This is a genomic window from Streptomyces sp. NPDC014882 (assembly GCF_043081325.1).
Classification (GTDB): Bacteria; Actinomycetota; Actinomycetes; order Streptomycetales; family Streptomycetaceae; genus Streptomyces.
In genome coordinates this window covers 304434-323938 of sequence record NZ_JBIBWL010000008.1, presented here as the reverse complement: position 1 = coordinate 323938, position 19505 = coordinate 304434, and the positions used below count along the sequence as shown (strand labels likewise).

Annotated in this window: 12 protein-coding genes; 2 read left to right on the top strand and 10 right to left on the bottom strand. The window is 73.4% G+C overall.

What is annotated here, in order from left to right; genetic code table 11:
• Positions 1-3: 3 nt before the first annotated feature.
• The 10 genes from ACF09K_RS20780 to ACF09K_RS20735 are packed head-to-tail and all read right to left on the bottom strand — an operon-like array spanning position 4 to position 14907.
• Positions 4-780 (bottom strand): FkbM family methyltransferase, encoded by a 777-nt coding sequence (locus tag ACF09K_RS20780; RefSeq protein ID WP_392245481.1) that lies wholly within the window; start codon positions 778-780, stop codon positions 4-6.
• Positions 777-986 (bottom strand): MbtH family NRPS accessory protein, encoded by a 210-nt coding sequence (locus ACF09K_RS20775; protein ID WP_350964867.1) that lies wholly within the window; start codon positions 984-986, stop codon positions 777-779. The genes ACF09K_RS20780 and ACF09K_RS20775 overlap by 4 nt, the downstream gene beginning before the upstream one ends.
• 50 nt (positions 987-1036) lie before the next feature.
• Positions 1037-3859, bottom strand: coding sequence for an amino acid adenylation domain-containing protein (locus tag ACF09K_RS20770; RefSeq protein ID WP_392245480.1), 2823 nt, complete (start codon positions 3857-3859; stop codon positions 1037-1039).
• Positions 3856-4572 (bottom strand): thioesterase II family protein, encoded by a 717-nt coding sequence (locus ACF09K_RS20765; RefSeq protein WP_392245478.1) that lies wholly within the window; start codon positions 4570-4572, stop codon positions 3856-3858. Before ACF09K_RS20765 ends, ACF09K_RS20770 begins: the two co-directional genes overlap by 4 nt.
• A gap of 26 nt (positions 4573-4598) precedes the next feature.
• On the bottom strand, positions 4599-7787 hold the full coding sequence (locus ACF09K_RS20760) for an amino acid adenylation domain-containing protein (RefSeq protein WP_392245477.1): 3189 nt from the start codon (positions 7785-7787) through the stop codon (positions 4599-4601).
• Positions 7780-9567: an amino acid adenylation domain-containing protein gene (locus ACF09K_RS20755; RefSeq protein ID WP_392245475.1), complete on the bottom strand. Its 1788-nt coding sequence runs from the start codon at positions 9565-9567 to the stop codon at positions 7780-7782. The genes ACF09K_RS20760 and ACF09K_RS20755 overlap by 8 nt, the downstream gene beginning before the upstream one ends.
• A complete protein-coding gene (locus tag ACF09K_RS20750; RefSeq protein ID WP_392245474.1) occupies positions 9564-11201 on the bottom strand; it encodes a PhpK family radical SAM P-methyltransferase in 1638 nt (545 codons plus the stop codon). Before ACF09K_RS20750 ends, ACF09K_RS20755 begins: the two co-directional genes overlap by 4 nt.
• 33 nt (positions 11202-11234) lie before the next feature.
• Entirely contained in the window at positions 11235-12260 is a 1026-nt protein-coding gene (locus ACF09K_RS20745; RefSeq protein ID WP_392245472.1) for a TauD/TfdA family dioxygenase, read from the bottom strand.
• Positions 12257-13117 (bottom strand): thioesterase II family protein, encoded by an 861-nt coding sequence (locus ACF09K_RS20740; protein WP_392245470.1) that lies wholly within the window; start codon positions 13115-13117, stop codon positions 12257-12259. The genes ACF09K_RS20745 and ACF09K_RS20740 overlap by 4 nt, the downstream gene beginning before the upstream one ends.
• Complete coding sequence (locus ACF09K_RS20735; RefSeq protein WP_392245468.1) at positions 13114-14907, bottom strand: condensation domain-containing protein; 1794 nt, start codon at positions 14905-14907, stop codon at positions 13114-13116. Before ACF09K_RS20735 ends, ACF09K_RS20740 begins: the two co-directional genes overlap by 4 nt.
• A gap of 360 nt (positions 14908-15267) precedes the next feature.
• Here ACF09K_RS20735 and ACF09K_RS20730 point away from each other — a divergent pair, with 360 nt between their 5' ends.
• Together ACF09K_RS20730 and ACF09K_RS20725 are read left to right on the top strand one after the other, a co-directional pair.
• Positions 15268-18465 (top strand): amino acid adenylation domain-containing protein, encoded by a 3198-nt coding sequence (locus ACF09K_RS20730; protein WP_392245466.1) that lies wholly within the window; start codon positions 15268-15270, stop codon positions 18463-18465.
• 167 nt (positions 18466-18632) lie between these two features.
• Positions 18633-19484, top strand: a complete 852-nt coding sequence (locus tag ACF09K_RS20725; protein ID WP_392245465.1) for an alpha/beta fold hydrolase — start codon at positions 18633-18635, stop codon at positions 19482-19484.
• Positions 19485-19505: the final 21 nt, after the last annotated feature.

The window sequence follows — 19505 nt, the reverse complement described above, 5'->3', positions numbered from 1 at the left end:
GCCTCAGCCCGCCTTCCGTACGGCGAAGACCTCGTGGATCTCCGTGTCCGCGAGCAACGCGTCCTGCTCCACCGCCACGTCGAACCCGTTCTCGTCCAGCAGCGACACGAACGCCTTCAGCGTGCCGTCGAGGTCGTGGACCTCGGCGACGACCTGGCGCACCCGGGGCCAGTCCGCCTCCGACAGGCCCCGCAGCACCTCCAGTTCGCTCTTCTCCACGTCGACCTTGAGCAGGTCGATCGAAGTGACGCCGCGTTCCGCGATGACGTCGGACAGCGTCCGCACCGGCACCTCGATCTCCACGGTCTCGTGGCGGCCCGCCAGCATGTCCTCGACGTCCTCCTCCTCGAAGCCGCTGCGGACCAGGAAGGTCCGGGTCAGCGCCGCCTCCGACGCGGCGTCGGCGTGGAAGCCGGACATCACGGTGGAGTCGGGGTAGTACGTCATCACCGCGGTGCCCGCACGGTCGGACAGCGCGCACCGGGTGGCCGTCGCATCGATGCCGTGCGCCGTGATGTTCGCGCTCAGCGCCGCGTACGGGTCCGGCGCCGGCTCGAACGCGTGGAAGGCGAGCCCCGCGCACTCGGTGTGGAAGAACAGCGTCGACATCCCGATGTTCGCGCCGACGTCGAACACGGTGCCGCCCGGGCTCAGCGTGATGCCGTGCTGCATGTAGCAGCGCTCGGCGAAGATGTCTCGGTACAGCAAGGCCGTCTCGCCCATGCTCACGTGGGACACCGTCAGGCCGTTGGGCAGTTTCATCGTCTCCATGGCCGTCATGCCGCCGAGCCGTCGAGGGCCTGGCGCAGGCTCAGCGGCCGCATGTCGGTCCAGTGCTCGTCGACGTAGGCGACGCACTCCTCCTCGGTGCCGGTGAAGTCGGCCGGCCGCCAGCCCGCCGGGGTGGGCAGCTCGGCCGGGAACAGGCCGTACTGCTCCTCGGCGTTGATCAGGACGGTCCAGCGCTCGGGGCCGTTGTCGCTCATCTGGAGTTCCTCCGGTGTATGGGGTGAAGGGGGTGGCGAAAGGCGCCGGGTCAGGACGCGGGCAGCGCCTCGGTCAGTCGCCGGACGGTCGGGTGGCGGTAGAGCATCCGCACGGGCACGTCCGTGATGCCCTGCTCCCGCAGCCGGACCATCACCCGGATGGCCAGCAGCGAATTGCCGCCTGTCAGGAAGAAGTTGTCGTCCGGTCCGACCGGGGTGCCCAGCACCTCCTGCCAGATCCCGGCGATCCTCGAGGCGAGATCGGGGGCGTCGGATGCGGCCGCGGGTGCCGGTGCCGCGGCGGCGGACGGCGCGGCCCGTCCCGGCTCCGGCAGACGCACGGTGTCCAGCTTGCCGTTCCCGGTCACGGGGAGCCGGTCCAGGACGGTGAGAGTGCTGGGCACCATGTACGAGGGCAGGGTCCGCTCCAGATGCTCGCGCACGATGGCCGGATCGGCGCCCGGGCCCACCACGTACGCGTCCAGGTGCGCGTCCCCGGCCTCGCCGCGGTGCCGCAGGACGACGGCCGCCGCCCGCACCTCGGCGGCTTCCAGCAGGCGGTTCCTGATCTCGTCGAGCTCGATCCGGTACCCGCGCACCTTCACCTGCCCGTCGAGCCGTCCCAGATGCTCCAGCTGCCCGTCGTGGCGCAGCCGCCCGCGGTCACCACTGCGGTACAGCCGGGCCCCCGGGATCCCGGACAGGTGGTCCGGACGGAACCGCTGCGCGGTCATCCCGGGCCGCCCGTGGTAGCACCGGGCCACTCCCGCGCCGCCCACGTGGATCTCACCGGGCACGCCGGGCGGCAGCGGACGGCCGTACGGGTCGAGAACGTGCAGCGTCCAGCCGGGCAGCGGGGTGCCGATGGAGCGGCTGCCCGCGAGCGCGTCGCGCCGGGTCAGGTCGGTCCAGGTGCAGTGCACGGTCGTCTCGGTGATGCCGTACATGTTCACCACGCGGCACCGGTCCTCCGGGTGCGCGTCGAACCACGGCAGCAGGGTGCGCGAGTCCAGCGGCTCGCCGCCGAACACGAGCAGCCGCACGTCGAGCGTGGACGCCCCGGCGGTCTCGGTGGACAGCAACTGCACGAACGCGGACGGGGTCTGGTTGAGGACCGTGACCCGCTCGGCGTGCAGCAGCTCCCGGAACTCCTCAGGCACCCGCGCGACGTCCTCCGGTACGACGACCAGCCGGCCGCCGGTGGCCAGGCAGCCCCAGATCTCCCACACCGAGAAGTCGAACGCGAACGAGTGGAACAGCGTCCACACGTCGTCGCCGCCGAACCCGAACTCCTCGCGCGTGCCGGCCAGCAGGGCCGCGAAGTTGCGGTGCTCGACGACCACGCCCTTGGGCCGGCCGGTCGAGCCCGAGGTGTGGATGACGTAGGCCGGGTCCTCGGGTGCGACGTCCTCGCCCACGGCGGACACGTCCTCGGCCTCGGGCGGCGGCTCCAGACGCGGGCACCCGTCGAAGGCCGCGTGCGGGTCGCGGGCCAGGACCAGCGAGAGGCCCGCGTCCCGCGCGAGGTAGCGCAGTCGGTCCTCGGGGTACGACGGGTCCAACGGCACATATGCGGCACCGGACTTGAGTACGCCGAGCAGCGCGGCGACGAGCTCCGGGCCCCGCTGCAGGCATACGCCGACCCGGTCGCCGGGGCCGACGCCGCGCGAGCGCAGCGCGTGCCCGATCGCGTCGGCCCTGCGGTCCAGTCGGCGGTACGTCAGATCGCCGTCGGGCGCCGACACCGCGACGGCGTCCGGCCGCTCCTCGGCCCGGGCGGACACCAGGCCGTGGATCGTGGCATCGGCCTCCACCGGGCTGCCGCTCGTGGCATCGGCCTCCACCGGGCTGCCGCCCGGGGCATCGGCCTCCACCGGGCTGCCGCCCGGGGCATCGGCCTCCACCGGGCTGCCGCCCGGGGCATCGGCCTCCACCGGGCTGCCGCCCGGGGCGACGGTCGCCTCCGGCTGCCCGGAGACGTACCCGGCCACTTCCGCCAGCAGCGCCTCCACCGCCTCACGCGCCACGACATCGGCGGCGAAGTCGCAGCTGAGCACGTAGGCGTCGGCCGCGGCGTCGAGGCCGAGGGCGAGCACGGCCGACGTGGGCGCGGGCGCCGTGCGCAGCAGCGGACGCAGGCCCGCCGCCGTCAGGCGCTCGACGGCCGCCGGGGCGGCGGGCAGCCGCAGCTCCACGGAGTGCGCCGGGACCGGCCCGGACGTCCAGTCCGTACCGGACAACGCCTCCTCGGCCGCACGCGGCCCCCCGGGGCCGGTCAGCCGGACCGTCGCGGCGCTGTCCGTCCTCGCCGCGCCGGGGGCGGCCGGGCCCGGCCGCCGTACCGTCAGGGCCGGGGCGGCGCCCGTCCTGCGGACAAGAGCCGTGGTCAGCGCCGCCAGGACGGCGGCCTCACCGGCATCGGAGCCCAGCGCGACGGTCAGTTCCTCCCGTGTCCCAGGTCCGGCGCACGCACCCGACGCCCACTCCAGGGTGATCCGCTCCCCACCGCCGTCCTCGACCGGCTCGGGCGGCGACAGCGGCCCGGACCCCGGGGACTCTTCCACCAGCAGACAGGCCAGGCCCGCCAGTCCGCCCTCGTCGAGCACCTCGGGACGCGCGCCCACCATCAGGTCCTGGACACGATCGGTGTACGTCAGCAGGCACACCCGGACGGTGGGCCTGTCGCCCGGGGCGAGCGGGCGGGTGGCCGTACGCCTGCGCAGCCGGTCGGCGCGGGGGTCCGTGCTCGGATACGGCAGGGCCTCGGTCCACACGACCGGCCCTCGCGCGCACGGGCCGAAGAGCCCGTCCAGACGCCGCCGGACCGCGGCCGCGTCCAGCCTCCGCAGCGCGCGGAGCACGAGGGACCTCACAGGCGCTCCGGCAGCGGCCGGGCGGCGACCAGCTCGGCCATCGCGCGCAGCACGGGCAGCGGGTCCTCGGCGAGGTACATGTGGCCGCCCTCGAACGTCACCTGCGAGCAGCCCTTCGCGGACACGTCGGCCCAGCCCCGGCAGTCCTCCTCGGTGACCAGGTGGTCAAAAGCGCCGCGGAACACGGTGACCGGCACCGGCAGCGGCTCGCTGCCGGCGGGCCGGTAGGACTCGTGCAGGCCGACGTCCGCGCGCAGCACCGGCAGCACCACTTCGCGCAGGTCGGGGTCGGCCAGCGCGGGATGGACGTATCCGGCGAGCTGCTCCACCCGGGCCACGAACTCCTCGTCGTCCAGGCCGGCCGAATGCCGGCCGAGCGGCACCCCGGGGGCGGCGGAGCCGCTGACGACGAGCAGGGCGGGCGCGGGCAGCCCGGCGGCGGTCAGGGCCCGGGCCAGTTCGTAGGCGAGGATCGCGCCGAAGCTGTGGCCGAACAGGGCGTACGGCCCGGCCTCGGCATACGGGGCGGCCGGCTTCGACAGGTCCGCCACCGCCGACTCCAGGTCGGTGTACGGATCCTCGTGGTAGCGCTCCTCGCGGCCCGCGGGCTGCAGCGGGACGAGCTCGACGCCCGCGGGTGGCGCGGGCCAGCCGCGGTAGAAGGTGGCGCCCGCACCGGCGTGGGGCAGGCAGAGGAACGGGATGGGGCTCATGGGGTGCTCCAGTCTTCGCAGTCGGCTCAGGAGGAGGCCATGCGCTCGCGGATGGCCTCCTCGACGTGGACCGCCAGATCCCGCAGGACGGGGTTCTCGAAGACGGCGGTCATCGGGATGACGAGCTGGGCCTGGCGCTTGAGCCGGGCGACCACCCGGATGGCGAGCAGCGAGTGGCCGCCGATCTCGAAGAAGTGGTCGGTGGGGCGCAGCCCCTCCACGCCGAGCACCTCCTCGCAGATACGGATCAGCAGCTCCTCGGTCGCGGTGCGCGGACCGTCCTGCACGGCCTGCTCCGAGGGCTCCTCCGCCTCGCCGGGCGCGGCCGTCCCGAGTGCGGCGAGCGCCACCCGGTCGAGCTTGCCCGCCGGGGTCAGCGGCATCTCCGCCAGCAGGGTGTACGTGGCGGGCCGCATCCATTCGGGCAGCTGCCGCTCGGCGTGCTCACGCAGCTCGCGCACGGACGTGCCCGGGACCGTACGCAGGTACGCCGCGAGGACGGCCTCGCCCTCGTGCTCCTTGCGGACCACCCCGCAGTCCAGCGTGCCGGGGAACTCGGCGAGCACCGCCTCGATCTCGCCCGGCTCGATGCGGTAGCCGCGCACCTTCACCTGGTGGTCGGTGCGTCCCAGGTACTCCAGACGCCCGTCCCAGGTCCAGCGCGCCCGGTCACCGGTGCGGTACATGCGCGAGCCGTCGGCCGCCCACGGATCCGGGACGAACCGGGACGCGGTCGGGCCGGGCCGGCCGAGGTAGCCGCGCGCCACCGACGGGCCGCTGACGCACAGCTCACCGGGTGTGCCCACCGGCACCGGCCGCAGGCCCGCGTCGAGCACGCGCACGGTCTGGCCGGGCAGGGCGGCGCCGAGGTGCGGCGCGGTCCCCCCGCCGACGACCGCCCAGGTGGTGTCGACGGCCGTCTCGGTGGTGCCGTAGACGTTGACGGCGTCGAGGACGCCCCGGCCGGTCAGCTCGCCCAGCCGCTGCCACAGCGCGGCGGGCAGGGGCTCGCCGCCGATCCACAGCCGCAGTCCGCTGCCCGGCTCCAGCTCCTCGGCCAGCGGGCCGACCAGGTGCTCCGCGTGCGAGGGGGTGAGGTCGAGGTCGGTGAGGCGCTGCCCGGCGACGGACCGGGCGAACCGCTCGGGGTCGCGGCGCACGGCCTCGTCGACGATCACGACCGTGTCCCCGCGGCAGACCCGCGTCCACTGCTGCACGGAGGCGTCGAAGGACGGGCTGGCGTTCCAGCCGACCCGGCCGGCGGACGGGCGGACGACCCCCGCCTGCTCCAAACCCGCCAGCAGGCCGGCCACGGCACGGTGGCTGACCTGGACCGCCTTGGGGCGCCCGGTGGAGCCGGAGGTGTAGATGACGTACGCGCACTGGTCCGGGTGGATCTCGGCGACCGGGCCGGGCGTCCCCGCGGGGGGCTGCTCGGAGTCCAGCGTCACGACGGTGGCGAGGTCACCGGACCGGCCGTCGTACGAGGTCGTCGACGTGGTCAGGACCAGCCGCGCCCCGCTGTCGCTGATCAGGAAGTCCAGGCGCTCGGCCGGGTACTGCGGGTCCAGCGGCAAGGAGGCGGCACCGGCGCGCAGGACTCCGAGGACGGCGGCCAGGAGTTCGGCGGAGCGCGGCAGGCACAGGCCGACCACCGTGTCGCGGCCGGCGCCGTGGGCCGTCACGATCCGGGCGATGTCGTCGGCGCGCGCGTCCAGTTCGGCGAAGGTCAGGACGGTGTCGCCGTCCACGACCGCCGGGGCGTCCGGGCGTGCCTCGACCGCGTCGCGGAACCGCTCCGGGAGCATGAGCACGTCGGCGGCGGCCCGCGCTCCGGCGCCCATCCCCAGGACGCGGGCCTCCTCCTGGGCGTCGAGCACGGGCAGCACCGCCAGCGGGGCCCCCGGCCGTTCGGTGACGGTGCGCAGCAGGGACGCGAACCGGCGGGCCAGCGCCTCGATGCTCTCCTGCTCGAACAGGTCGCTGGCGTAGTAGAAGTCGCAGCGCAGCGCGCCCCAAGGCTGCACGATGTAGTCGACCGCGAGGTCGTAGCGAGTGATGTCGGGCTGCACGTCCAGCGCCTCGACCGCCACGCCGTCGATGCTCAGCCGCGGCTGCTTCTCCATGTTGAACGCCACCTGCACCAGAGGGTTGTGGGCCAGCGTCCGCTCCGGGGCGATCTCCTCCACCAGGCGGTCGAAGGACAGCCCCTGGTGGTCGTAGGCGTCCAGCGACGCCTCGCGGACGCGTGCCACCAGTTCACGGAAGGAGCCCGCGGGATCCACGGTGGCGCGCAGCGGCAGCAGGTTCATGAAGAAGCCGACCAGCTCCTCCGTCTCGGAGGCCTCACGGTTCGCGGCCGGCATGCCGACGACGAAGTCGTGCTGCCCCGACCAGCGCGCGATCAGCAGCTGAAACGTGGCAAGCAGCACCATGTGCGTGGACGCGCCGCACTCCTTCGCCAGCACGGCCACCGCCTCCGCGTCGGCCGCGGGCACCTCGAAGGTGAGGAACTTCCCGTCGAAGGACTGCACGGCCTGCCGCGGATGGTCCAGCGGGAGGGCCAGCACATGCGGGCAGCCGTCCAGGTGTTCGCGCCAGAACGTCAGGTCCTCCGCGAACTCCCCGGCCGCGAACCGCTGCCGCTCCCGGGAAGCCACGTCCACGAACTGCACGGACAGCTCCGGGAATTCGGCCTCACGTCCGGCGCTCAGCGCCTCGTACGCCTCGCCGATCTCCCGGAAGACGATCTCCATCGACCAGCCGTCGGTGGCGATGTGGTGGATCACCAGGAGGAAGACGTGCTCGTCCGGCTTGACTTGGAACAGCCGCGCGCGCAGCACCGGTCCCGTCGCCAGGTCGAAGGGCTGGGCCACGACCTCACGGATCTCGCTCTCCAGCGTCTCCGGCTCGACCGCGGTGACCTCGAGGCCCAGCGAGAACGGCTCGCCCACGAACTGCAGCGGCGCGCCGTCGTGGGAGACGAACGTGGTACGCAGCGTCTCGTGCCGGGCGACGACGGCGTCGACCGCTCCGGCGAGCGCCCGCACGTCCAGCGGGCCCGTCAGCCGCAGCGCGTACGGATAGACGAACTCCAGCCCGCGCCGGCCCATCTGGTCGGCGAACCACAGGCGCGCCTGGGAGAAGGAAGCGGGGGACGGACCGTCCTGGCCGAGGCTGGTCGGGAGGGAACGCTGCTCAGGCTGATCAGTCACGGGGCGGGATTCCTTCGTCGTCCGGTAGAGGGGAAAGCCGTTCGGTCTCGTGGCGTACGGCCGCGGCAAAACCGCGGAGCGTGGGGTTCTCGAAGAGTGCCCTGGCCCTCAGCCGCACTCCGAAACGCTCCCGGCACCGGTTGAGGACCCTTCCGACCGCCAGCGAGTCGCCGCCGAGGTCGAAGAAGTTGTCGGCGGCGCCGATGCGCCGCTCGCCCAGGACGTGCGTCCAGATCAGCGCGACGTCCCGTTCCAGCAGGCGCTCGGGTGCCTCGGGGGTCGCCGCGGTGAACTCGGGCCGTGGCAGCGCGCCGTGGTCGACCTTGCCGTGCGGGCCGACGGGCAGCGCGTCCAGCAGGACGACGACCGCGGGGACCGCGTGCCCGGGCAGCACGGCGCGCAGCCGCTCGCGCAGCGCGGGCCCCTCCACGGCCCGGGCCACGCCCGCGGCGGGCACGGCGTACGCGGCGAGGCCCGGGCCCGCCGGGAGGTCGTCACGCAGCACGACCGCGGCGCCCGCGACCTCCGGCAGCGAGGTCAGCGCCGCCTCCACCTCGCCGAGTTCGACCCGGTGACCGCGCACCTTCACCTGGCGGTCGCGGCGCCTGACGAACTCCAGCCGACGCTGGGCGTCGTACCGTACGAGATCTCCGGTGCGGTACATCCGGCTGCCGTCTCCGGCGAACGGGTCGGGGAGGAAAGCGGCCGCGGTCCGCCCGGGCAGCCCGTGGTAGCCGCGTGCGACACCGGGCCCGGCGATGAACAGCTCCCCGGTCTCGCCGGCCGGCACGGGTCGCAGGGCGGCGTCCAGCACATGGCAGCGGACGTCCGGCAGCGGCACGCCGAGGTGCGGTGTCTCCGCGTCGACGGGGGCCGTGGTGGCGTCGACCGTGCACTCGGTCGGGCCGTACATGTTCCAGGCGCGCAGACGCTGCACACGCCCCAGCCGGCGCAGCTCGGCCCACAGGGCGGGCGGTACGGGCTCGCCGCCGACCAGCAGCCGCAGCGGCAGGCCCGCGGCGGCCAGCGGCCCGGTCAGCAGGGCGAGGTGCGAGGGCACCACGTCCATGTCGGTCACGCCGTGCCGTACGAGGCCGTCGACCAGAGCGGTCGGATCGGCGCGGACGTCCTCGTCCAGCAGGACCAGCGTGTCGCCGCGGCACAGGCGCACCCACTGCTGGACCGAGGCGTCGAAGCAGACGCTCGCGTTCCAGGCGACCCGTGCCGGACCGACACCGCCGAGGACCGTCGCCTCCAGGCCGCGCAGCAGGCTCAGGACGTTGGCGTGGGTGACCTCGACCGCCTTGGGACGGCCCGTGGTGCCCGAGGTGCAGAGCACGTACGCCAGGTCGTCGGGACGGACGCCGCGTACGGCGGCTTCGCCCGCGGACGGCAGCGGCAGCGCCACCTCCGTCACCGGGCACTCCACCGGCCAGTCCTGCGGCGGCTTCAGGCCCGGCCCGGTGAGGACGCGCGCGGCGCCGGAGTCCGCGGCCATGTGGCGCAGCCGGCCGGCCGGGTAGCGGGGGTCGAGCGGCAGATAGGCGCAGCCCGCCTTCAGCACGGCCAGCAGCGCGACGACCTGCTCGGCGCCCCGGGCGAAGTGCAGACCCACCACCGACCGCGGTGCCGTGCCCGTGCGCACCAGGTGCGCGCAGAGCCGGTCGGACAGCTCGTCCAGCTCCGCGTAGGTCAGCTCGCCGTCGTTCGTGACGACCGCCGCACGGCGCGGATGGGCCCGCGCCACGGCCGAGACCGCCGTGTGGACACCTGCGCTCATGAGGCGGCGTACGAGAAACGCGCGGGGGCCATGTCGAGGGCGGCCACGTCCTTGGCGAGCTGCTCGTTCAGCACGGCCAGCCGCGTCGGGTCCGGGCGCCGACCGTCGCGCTCGCGCATCAGCTCCTGCGTGGTGCGCAGCAGTGGCACCAGCTCGTCGACACCGAGGCCCTTGCCGTCCAGGTACGGCAGCGACCAGAAGTCGAAGTCGTACAGCGGCAGCCACACCGACTCCGTCACCCGGTCGAACATCTTGTCGCACCAGGCGGCGGCCTCCGCCGAGTTCATCGTCGCGTGCGACCAGTCGTAGGCGGCGCCCTCGATCCCGTACACCTCCTTGTTGCGGTAGACGGGAGAGCGCGGGTTGCCCCACCAGGGCTGGGCGCGCCAGAAGGTCGGGCCGGTCTCGTTGACGAAGTCGATGGTGTTCTGCATGGTGCGCTCGTTCTCGCCGGGGAAGCCGACGATGATCGACGCGAACGTGGTGATGCCGCGCTCCTTCAGCCGGGCGATGCCGGCCCGGTACTGCGAGTCCTGCGCCAGCTTGTTCATGTTGGCGAGGATGTCGGCGTCACCCGACTCGATGCCCAGGAACACACCCCGGCAGCCGCTCTGCGCGGCAAGGTCGAAGGTCTCCTCGTCGCGGGCGTTGGAACAGCGGAAGTACGAGTACCAATCGAGACCGAGGTCCTCCTCGATCATCATCCGGCACAGTTCCTTGAACCGCTTCGGCGGGACGTTGAACGTGTCGTCCACGAACACCAGGTTCTCGACGCCGAGTTCGGCCATCGCCCGCAGCTCTCGGCGGACCGTGTCCACCGACGCGGTGGTCAGCGCGCCCGCCCGGGTGGGGTAGTCGCAGAAGCTGCACTTGAAGGCGCAGGAGCGGGCCGTGCGGGTCTGGGCGGTCACGCCGATCTGCTCGGGCGTGAAGCTCTGCCAGTCGATCGCGCAGGCGTCCAGGTCGTTGGCCTCGGGCTTGCGCCGGTTGGCGACCCAGTCGTCCTCCGGGCAGGTGATCAGATTGGCGACCTCCTCCAGCGGCCGTCCGCGCAGCACCGCCCGGCACAGCTCCACCAGCGCGTGCTCGCCCTGCGACTCACGGACGTAGGAGTCGGCCCCCATACCGTGGAACAGGTCCTGCACCTCGTCGGTGATGCCGTCCAGGCACAGGTTGTCGATCAGCGGGCCGCCCACCACGATGTGCGAGGTGGGGGAGTGACGCCGGACGAAGTCCACGATCGGGGTGACCGAGAGGATGTTGACGTAGAACGTCGTGGTGATCGCCACGACCGCCGGGCGCTCGGCGAGCAGCCGCGCCAGCCGCTCCTGCTCGGCCCCGAACAGTGACACCGCGTCGGTGCGTATGCCGTGCCGGCGCAGGAAGTTGGTCAGATACAGGCCGGCCAGGTTGAAGACCTCACCGACGTGATAGCGGTCGTTGCGTCCGGTCACCCTGTTGCGCAGGGTACTCAGAACGTCCATCCACGGCATCGGGCGGCCGTCGATCTCGAGGTGTTCCTTGCGGTAGATCTGCCACTCGGGCGAAGTCGGGCCGCTCCGCTCGCACATCAGGCGGTAGTCCTGGAAGTCGCCTTCGTTGTAACCGATGACGACGCAGTCGAGTTCCGGCATCTGGTGGATGCTCCAAGTCTGGGGAGGGGAACGTCAGGCGAGGAGCCCGGGAGCCGGCCGCACGGTCGGTGCGCACTCCTGGAGGGTCACCGGCTCACCCATGGCGACCAGGATCTTCCGGCTGCCCTGGTAGGCGTCGCGTCCGTGCGCGGACAGGACGTTGTCGACGAGCATCAGGTCACCGGGCTGCCAGCTCTCGCGCCGGGTGGACGTGTCGTAGGCCGCGTTGAGCGCGGCCACGTCCTCGGCGGTCAGCTCGGTGCCGTCGCCGAAGGCGGTGTCGAAGGGCAGGCCGTCCTCGCCGTAGGTCATGGCCAGCACCTCGAGGACCTCCTCGTCCAGCGACCAGCGGCTCCAGAACGCGGCGTGGTTGAACCACACCTCCTCGCCCGTCACCGGGTGGCGGACCAGCGCGGAGCGGCGCTGGACGGTGCGCAGCCCGGACTCGCCGGTCCACTCGAAGCCGATGAGGTTGCGTGCGCAGTACTCCTCCACCGCCTCGCGGCGGTCGGTGGCGAACGCGGTCGGCCAGGGCAGCCCCACATGGCTGTGGTAGTTGCGGGTGAGCAGCCAGCCCGCCTCGCGGAACCGCTCCACGAGGCCGGGGGGCAGCGCCGCCAGCACCTCGCGGACGTCGGCGACCGTGGTGGCGCCGCCCTTCTCCGGAGCCTCCAGGCAGCAGAAGACCAGCAGACCCGGGAAGTCCAGGGTGTAGCTGTTCTCGTTGTGCAGGTGGATGGGCTGCGCGGGCGGCAGATCCGTGGAGGAGTACACGTCGTCGCCGTACGCGCTGCGCGGGGTGGCCTTCTCCTTGTAGGCGGCCCGCCGCTCCACGAGGACGTCGCGCAACTCGGCGAACTCCTCCGGCCGGGCGATGGGCAGCCCGCGGACCAGCAGGTGTCCGTGGCGCAGCAGTTCGGTACGGATCGCCGCCCGCTGCTCCGACAGCCAGGCGCGGGCCCCGACGAGGTCCGGCAGCTCGGGCGTGAGGAGGACCGGCGGCTTGCCGGGCTCCAGGACCAGGGGCAGCTCGGTGGGGGGAAGTGTGACGGGGGTCATGTGAGGGGACTCCGCTCCTGCAGGTGGCGGCGCACCACCGCGGTGAGGGTGGCCATGTGGTCGTGGAGATAGAAGTGGCCGCCGGACAGGACGTGGATCTCGCTGTGCCCGGTGCCGAGTTCGCGCCATCGCAGAAGCCGGTCGACGGGGACGGCCGAGTCGCTGTCGCCGCCGAACGCGACGACGGGGCAGTCCAGGCGGCGGTCCTCGTCGCCGTACGAGTAGCTGTCGGTGACGGCCATGTCCGAACGGCAGGCGTCGAGGACGAGGTCGATCAGATCGGGCTCCGCCAGGATGTCCTCCGGCATGCCGCCGCGCTCCTTCAGCAGCGCCAGCAGCTCGTCGTCCGTGAGCCGGGCCGGGGACACCGCTGCCGAGCGGTGGGCGTGCGCCGCCGCGGCGGCCGAGGGATGGAACGCGGCCGCGGGGCGTCCGGCCTGCTGCAGCCTCCAGCACACCTCGAAGCCGAGCAGGGCGCCGAGGCTGTGCCCGAAGACGTGCACGGGCGTGTCCAGGCCGGCCAGCACCTCGGCCAGTGGATCGGCCAGCATCGCGATCCCGGTGGCCGGTTCCTGCCCGTAGCGGGCGCCCCGGCCGGGGTACTGCGCGGCGACCACGCGGACACTGATGGGGAACCACCGGGCCCAGTCGCCGTACGCCTGGGCGGAGCCGCCGGAGTGCGGAAGGAGCACGAGGGTGGCTTCGGCGGCCTCGGCTCGGGGGGTGACGTCCCAGAGCCAGTCGCGGGGCCGGGGTGCCGGGGTGGGCGTGGCCCGGGTGTGGTCGGTCGCGCGGTTCCCCGCGCTCCCCGGCGTCCCGGGGTCTCTGTCGGCTGTCAGGTTCGGGATCTCGGTCACGCGTGGCCTTCCCCGCCCGGGCCGGATCCGGTCGCGGCGGCCTGTGATCCGGCCGCCTTCCGGATCAGCTCCGTCAGATGTGCCGCCAGCGCGGCGAGCTCGCTGTGGCGGAACACATCCCTCACCGGGACCCGTATGCCGACCTCGTCCGAGAGCCGGTTGGCGACCCGGGACGCGGCGAGCGAAGTGCCGCCCACCTGAAAGAAGTTGGCCTCACGGGGCGGGGAGTCGCAGCCGAGCAGATCACTCCACACGGCGGCGATCAGTTCCTCCAGCACGCCCCGGGGCGCGGTGCCCGCGGCTTCGGGGGCGTCGGTGGAAGCCTCGGCCGCCGCGCGCCCGGCCGGGACGGCGGCCTCCTCGGCGAGCCGGCGGAGCGCCGTCTCCGGTTGCGCGGCCGACTTCTGGAGCAGCCGCAGATAGGCCCGGCCCAGTTCCTCCATCGTCGACCGGTCGAACAGGTCGGTGCGGAACGCGAGGTCGCCGCGTACGCCCTGAGCACCGGACGTCAGATAGAAGGTCAGGTCCTCCTGCACGTCGAGCCCGCCCGGCGGCAGGTGCTCGACGGTGAGGCCGGACAGGGAGAGCGGCGCGGTGAGTTCCTGGTGGGAGGCGACCGTGACCTGGACCAGTGGGTTGTGGCCCGCGGCGCGCGGCAGTTCCAGTCGCTCCAGCAGCAGTTCGAAGGGCGCCTCGTCCCGCTTGTAGGCGTCGACGAGGCTCCGCCCGGTGCGGACCAGGAGGTCGGTGAAGCTCTCCTCGGGAGACAGGACGCCCCTGATGGGCAGCACGTTGACGAAGAACCCGATCAGCTCCTCGGTCTCCGGCAGGGCACGGTTGGCCGTGGTGATGCCGGTGACCAGGTCCCACTGCCCCGACCAGGAGGCGAGCAGCGTCTGGAACGCCGCGAACTGCACCGCGAAGGGCGTCGTCCCCCGGGCCGTCGCCAGGTTCGCCACGGCGGCCGAAACGGTCGGCGGGACGGTGAAACCTATGCGGTCGCCGGAGCTGGAACGTAAGGCCGTACGCGGCCGGTCGGTCGGCAGCGCGAGAAAGTCCGGCGCCCCGGCCAGCACCTCACGCCAATATGTCAGGGCTTTCTCGTGCGCGTCTTGATCGTCCGCGAGAGAACGCTGCCATACGGCGAAATCCGGATACTGCAATGTCATTTCAGCCAATTCCGCGACATCCGCCAGATCCTTGGCGTCGGTCACCGAAGGCAGCTCGGTCGCGGCGTCGTAGAGCGCGGCCAGTTCCCGGTGGAAGACGTCCATCGACCAGCCGTCATTGGCGATGTGATGGAACACCGCGACCAGCACGTGCTCCTGGGCGCCGAGCCGGAACAGCCGGGCCCGCAGCAGGGGATCACGTCCGAGGTCGAACGGCAGCCGGCTGAAATCCTGCAGCGCCGCGTTCAGTTCCGCCGGCCCGGCCACATCCTCGAGAACCAGCCGGAAGGGCTCCGGATCGGCGACGACCTGGAACAACTCGCCCTGACGGACGACGAAGCCGGTCCGCAGCGCCTCATGCCGGGCGAGGACGGCGCCCAGCGCTGCGGCCAGCGCGTCCACGTTCACCGGGCCGGTCAGCCGGTAGGCGTGCGGGGCGGTCAGCGAACGGTCGTCGTCCCCGGCGACCTGCTGGGCGAGCCACATGCCCTGCTGGGCGTGCGAGGCCGGCAGCGGCCGCTCGCGGTCGGCACGGGGCACCGTACAGGCCGGAGCCTCTCCGGCACGATCGAGCCACGCCTGGAGTATGTCGACGGCCGGATCAGACTGTTGATCAGCCATGCAGAAGCGCCCTTTCCCCCGGGATAGCGGTACGGAAACGCCTGAAGTCAAAGTGGCGATCAGTCAATACACCAGTGTCCATTGCTGGTCGGTGCCAACCATAAGGACGACCCCGGACAAGATCCAGTCTTGACTCTCGCGTTTTTTGAAGCATATGTTGCCGTGGGCATCGACCCGCACCGCATATTTTTCGGACGTCAGGCACCCATTCCGTCGCACCAGTGAGCACCGACCGTCGTCCTGGTGCCGCGCTGCGAACCCTTCCCCGACATTCCTGGAGGCCGGGTCGCGGCCCCGGGCGGGCGCAAGGGCCGGGGTCGCCGACCGGCTTCAGCCACACCGAGGAGAAGTGGGATCCCCATGAGCTCGTCCCAGCAACCGGCTGCCGACCCTGACGACCGGGCCCAACTGCTGCGGCGCTGGCTGGCCGGCCGGCGCGAATCCCCGGACGCGCCCGCCGTCCCGCGCGCCGACCGCTCGGCACCGCTGCGCGCGTCCTCCGGGCAGCGCCGGCTCTGGCTCCAGGACCACGCCGAAGACGTCTCCGGGGACCGCAACATCCCCTTCGCCTGGCGGCTGACCGGCGCACTCGACACCGACGCGCTGTTCGGGGCACTGGATCTGACCGTGCGCCGGCACGAGGCCCTGCGCACGGCCTTCCGGGAGGAAGGCGCCGAGCTCCTCCAGGAGGTGCGCGACCCGTACACGTTCGACCGGACGATCGTCGAGGTCTCCGCGCGGACGCTCGCCGGGCCGGTCGAGAACGCCACCTACGAGCCGTTCGACTGGACCGAGGGCAGACTGTTGCGGGCCCGGCTGTTCCGGGTCGCGGCCGACGAGCACGTGCTGCTGCTGGTGGCACCCCACCTGGTCGTCGACGACTGGTCGGCAGCCGTCCTCCTCGACGAGCTCACCGCCGGCTACGCGGCCCTGACGGCCGGTGAGCGCCCGGACCTGCCCGAACTGGCCGTGCAGTACCCCGACTTCGCCGAGTGGCAGCGCACCCGCCTGGACGACGGAGGGCTCCGGCCGGTCATCGACTTCTGGCTGCGCGCCCTGGACGGCGCGCCCACGGTCCTGGACCTGCCCACCGACCGGCCGCGCCCCGCCCACAGCAGCCACCGGGCGGGCTGGACCCCGCTCGACGTGGACGCCTCGACGGCCCGGGCCGTCGAGGAACTGTGCGCCCGGGAGAAGGCCACCTCCTTCATGGCCCTGCTGGCCGCCTACGCCGTCCTGCTCGCCCGCCGCTCCGGCAGCCGCGACCTGGTCATCGGAAGCCCTGTCGCCGGCCGCGGCCTGTCCGAGCTGGAACCGCTCATCGGCTTCTTCGTCAACACGGTCCCGCTGCGCGTCCAGGTCGACCCGCAGGCTCCGTTCGCCGCCCTGCTGCGGCAGGTACGGGAGACCGTGCTCTCCGCCATGGAGCACCAGGACGTGCCGTTCGACCACCTGGTGCAGCTGATCGCTCCCGAGCGGTCGACGGCCGCCGACCCGCTGGTCCAGGTGGCGTTCTCGCTGAACGCCGCCGCAGCGGGCCGGGCCCGCCCGCTGCCCGGCCTCGAACTGGCCGACCACCCGGTGGCCGGCCGTTCCAGCCGCTACGACCTCGTGCTCGCCCTGGCTCCGGAGGGCGAGGGACTGCACGGCGAAGTGGTCTACGACGCGGACCTGTTCGACGCCTCGACGGTCGAGCGGCTCGCCGCCGAGTACCTCGCGACCGTGCGCGCCCTGGTCGCCGAACCGGACCTCCCCCTGCTGCGCCTGTCCTTTGGGGACCCGGGCGAGGCGGCGCTCGACGGCCCCGCCGTCGGCTTCGACACCGGCCTGAACGTCGCCGGCCTGGTCGCCCGGGTCGCCCGGCAGGACCCGCACCGGGTCGCCGTACGCGCACCCGACGGCGAGGTCGACTTCGCCGGGCTGGACGCGCGCGCCGACGTCCTGGCCGCAGCCCTGCGCGAGCACGGCGCCGGACCCGAGCGCGCCGTGGGCGTCCACCTGGGCCGCTCGCAGGACCTGGTCGCGGCGCTGCTCGCGGTGTGGAAGACCGGGGCGGCCTTCGTGCCGCTCGACCTGGCCCACCCCGTCGACCGGCTGGCCGGAACCGTGCGGGACGCCGGGGTGACGGTCCTCGTCGCGGACGCCGCCGCGCCGCTCGCACCGGCCGTCGGCGGTGTGCCGGTGGTCGACCCGGCCGCCCTGACGGCGACCGAGGTCCCCGAGGTGCGCCCGGAGCGCAGCCTGCCCGACGCGCTCGCCTACCTCGTCTACACCTCGGGCACCACCGGCGAGCCCAAGGGCGTCGGCGTCAGCTACCGCAACCTCGCCAACCTGGTCGGTGCGGTCGCCCCGCTCGCCCCGCCGCAGGACGGATTCGGCGGCAATGTGCTCGCACCGGCCTTCGACGGCTGGATCTGGTCCACCGTCCTGCCGCTGGCCCACGGCCGCGGGGTCGTGCTCGCCGACCCGCTCGACGGCATGGACGCCGTCCTCGACGGCTCCGTGGACCTGGTGACGGCGACGCCCTCACTGCTCGCCGCGCACCCGACGCCCGCACCGGAAGCGGGACCGCGGACCGTGGTCGTCGCGGGCGAGGCGCCCGCGCCCGCGCTCGTCGAACGCTGGTCGCGGGGACGGCGGTTCGTCAACGCGTACGGCCCCACCGAGACGACCATCTGCGCCACCTGGGCCGACTCCGCGGCCGGGCACGACCCGGTGACCATCGGCCGGCCCTTGCCCAACTACCGCGTCCGCGTGCTCGACCGCTACCTGCGGCCTGTCCCGGCCGGCACGCCGGGCGAGCTGTTCATCGCCGGCGAGGGCGTCGCCCGCGGCTACCGCAACCTGCCCGGCCGGACCGCCTCCCGCTTCCTGCCCGACCCGCTCGGCGAAGGCGGCCGCATGTACCGCACCGGCGACCTGGTGCGGCTGCGGTCCGACGGGATGCTGGAGTTCGTCGGCCGGGCCGACCAGCAGATCAAGGTCCGTGGCTTCCGGGTGGAGCCCGCCGGCATCGAGCGCGCGGCGAGCGCGGTCGCAGGGGTCCGCAGCGCGGCGGTCTTCACCGTGCCGGGCCCGGGCGCGCTCGCGCTCGGCCTGGCCGTCGTCCCCGAGGACGCAACGGGGGAAAAGCTGGAGGCCGAGGTGCGCACCGCGCTGAGAGCGGCACTGCCGGACTTCATGGTGCCCTCCCACGTCGTCCGCGTGGACCGGCTTCCGCTCACCGCGACCGGCAAGGTCGACGAGGCAGCCCTCGTCGTCCTCTGCGCGGAGGACGCCGACCGGGACGGTGCGGGCGAGGCACCCTCGACGCCCTCCGGGCAGCTCGTCGCCAAGGCGTGGAGCACCGTGTTGAAGAAGCCGGTGGACAGCGTCGAGGACAACTTCTTCGAACTCGGTGGCCACTCCCTGGTCGCCACCCAGGTGGTGTCGATGCTACGGAAGGAGACCGGGCTGCGGCTGCCGATGCGGCTGCTGTTCGCTCACCCCACCGTGGGCGCACTGGCCACCGAGCTGGACCGGCTGGCGGCCGAACGGGAGGCCGCACCCGGCGCATGACCGCACGCCGACGGGCCCCGGGCGGCGGCACGCAGCCGCCCGGGGCCCGTCGGCGTGCCCGCGCCGTTCCCCACCGGCGTATCCCGGCACAGGTTGTCGTACACCCTGACCCGTACCACCCCCGGACCACCCCCGGACAGGCCGTCCTCAGACCGAAGGCAGGAGACATGCCCACTTTCACAGCGTCCGACGGGACCGGGCTCGCCTATCAGGTGCTCGGCGACGGGCCGCCCCTCGTCTGTGTGCCCGGTGGCCCGGGCCGCGCCGGCGCCTATGCGGCCGGGCTGGCCGGTGCCGTGCGCGGGAGGTCCCTGGTCGTGCTCGACAACCGGGGTACCGGCGCCTCCCAGGAGCCGGCCGACCCGGAGTCGTACCGGATGGAGCGGCTCGTCGACGACATCGAGGCGCTGCGTGCGCATCTGGGGCTGGAGCGGATGGACCTGCTGGCCCACTCCTCGGCCGGGAACACCGCGCTGCTGTACGCACTGCGCAGGCCGGAGCGCGTCGCGCGGCTGGTGCTGCTCGCGCCGAGCACGCGGGCGGCGGGGATAGGGGTCGACGACTTCGAGGAGGCGCTGGCCCGGCGGGCCGACGAGGACTGGTACGAGAGCGCGCGGGCCGGGATCGAGGGCTGGCTGGGCGCGCCCACCGTCGCCGACAGCCTGCTCCACCGGGAGCGGGCGGCCCCCTTCTTCTACGGCCGCTGGGACGAGGCCGCCCGTGACCACGCCCGCGCGGAGGCGGCGGAGCTGTCGGCGCCGGCCGCGGCCGGCTTCTACGCCGACCTCACCCTCGACCCGGCCGAGGTCCGGGCGGACGCCGCCGCGTCGGCGACACCGGTGCTCGTGGTGACGGGCGAGCTGGACCCGTTCCCCACCCCGGCCACCGGGCAGCGGCTCGCCGCGCTCTTCCCGCACGGGCGGTCGTACGTCCAGCCCGGCGCGGGTCACTACATGTGGCTGGACGACCCGGAGGCGCTGGGCGCGGCACTGGACGGGTTCCTGGCCCGCCCGGTCTGAGGCGAGGGCGGTGCGGGCCGT

Bases quoted from the DNA above. Each gene is read 5' to 3' on its own strand.
- ACF09K_RS20730 (WP_392245466.1), top strand. From the start codon at position 15,268: ATGAGCTCGTCCCAGCAACCGGCTGCCGACCCTGACGACCGGGCCCAA.
- ACF09K_RS20780 (WP_392245481.1), bottom strand. From the start codon at position 780: ATGACGGCCATGGAGACGATGAAACTGCCCAACGGCCTGACGGTGTCC.
- ACF09K_RS20725 (WP_392245465.1), top strand. From the start codon at position 18,633: ATGCCCACTTTCACAGCGTCCGACGGGACCGGGCTCGCCTATCAGGTG.
- ACF09K_RS20775 (WP_350964867.1), bottom strand. From the start codon at position 986: ATGAGCGACAACGGCCCCGAGCGCTGGACCGTCCTGATCAACGCCGAG.
- ACF09K_RS20745 (WP_392245472.1), bottom strand. From the start codon at position 12,260: ATGACCCCCGTCACACTTCCCCCCACCGAGCTGCCCCTGGTCCTGGAG.
- ACF09K_RS20735 (WP_392245468.1), bottom strand. From the start codon at position 14,907: ATGGCTGATCAACAGTCTGATCCGGCCGTCGACATACTCCAGGCGTGG.
- ACF09K_RS20755 (WP_392245475.1), bottom strand. From the start codon at position 9,567: ATGAGCGCAGGTGTCCACACGGCGGTCTCGGCCGTGGCGCGGGCCCAT.
- ACF09K_RS20750 (WP_392245474.1), bottom strand. From the start codon at position 11,201: ATGCCGGAACTCGACTGCGTCGTCATCGGTTACAACGAAGGCGACTTC.
- ACF09K_RS20765 (WP_392245478.1), bottom strand. From the start codon at position 4,572: ATGAGCCCCATCCCGTTCCTCTGCCTGCCCCACGCCGGTGCGGGCGCC.